The following is a 602-nucleotide window of genomic DNA, read 5'->3' as shown; positions in this document are numbered from 1 at the left end:
CAGATCCTAAATCTGGTGCGTCTGCCAATTCCGCCAAACCCGCATATGACTCGTGCTGGGCTCGAACCAGCGACCCATTGATTAAAAGTCAATTGCTCTACCAACTGAGCTAACGAGTCTTAAATATGATGCAAACTCTGTTTGCTCCATTTCCAACTTCAAATAGTCTACCAAACTATTTGAACGGTCCCGACGGGAATCGAACCCGCGATCTTCGCCGTGACAGGGCGACGTGATAACCGCTACACTACGGGACCAATCTGTACTCAAGCTAAAATCCTAGTGAAAAAGATAAACTTCCTAGAGTCATTAACTCTGCGTCAGTTTCCTATCTTCTTACGGATTTCTTAACGCTCTTAGTAACATGATATGGGAGTTAACGGGATCGAACCGCTGACCCTCTGCTTGTAAGGCAGATGCTCTCCCAGCTGAGCTAAACTCCCAATGGGTGGGACTTAGCTCAGCTGGGCATGGAGAAAACTTCGTTTTCCTCATCTCCAACTTGAAAGCTCGAATTCCTCTCACTTTCAACTAAGCTAAACTCCCATATGGAGATTTCTCTCCAAATCTTGCTAAGCGACTACCGTATCTAACAGGGGGCA

At 46.3% G+C, this 602-nt stretch carries 3 tRNA genes; all 3 read right to left on the bottom strand.

The window, feature by feature from the left end:
* Positions 1-46: 46 nt before the first annotated feature.
* Positions 47-119 (bottom strand) — tRNA-Lys (locus K6V48_RS11735).
* 65 nt (positions 120-184) lie between these two features.
* Positions 185-257: transfer RNA gene (locus tag K6V48_RS11730), tRNA-Asp, on the bottom strand.
* A 113-nt stretch (positions 258-370) separates the two neighbouring features.
* Positions 371-443: transfer RNA gene (locus K6V48_RS11725), tRNA-Val, on the bottom strand.
* Positions 444-602 lie beyond the last annotated feature (159 nt).

It is taken from the genome of Streptococcus suis (assembly GCF_019794555.1).
GTDB lineage: Bacteria > Bacillota > Bacilli > Lactobacillales > Streptococcaceae > Streptococcus > Streptococcus suis_AB.
Note: the sequence above shows the minus strand (reverse complement) of the source record. Positions and strands in the feature narration are given on the sequence as shown.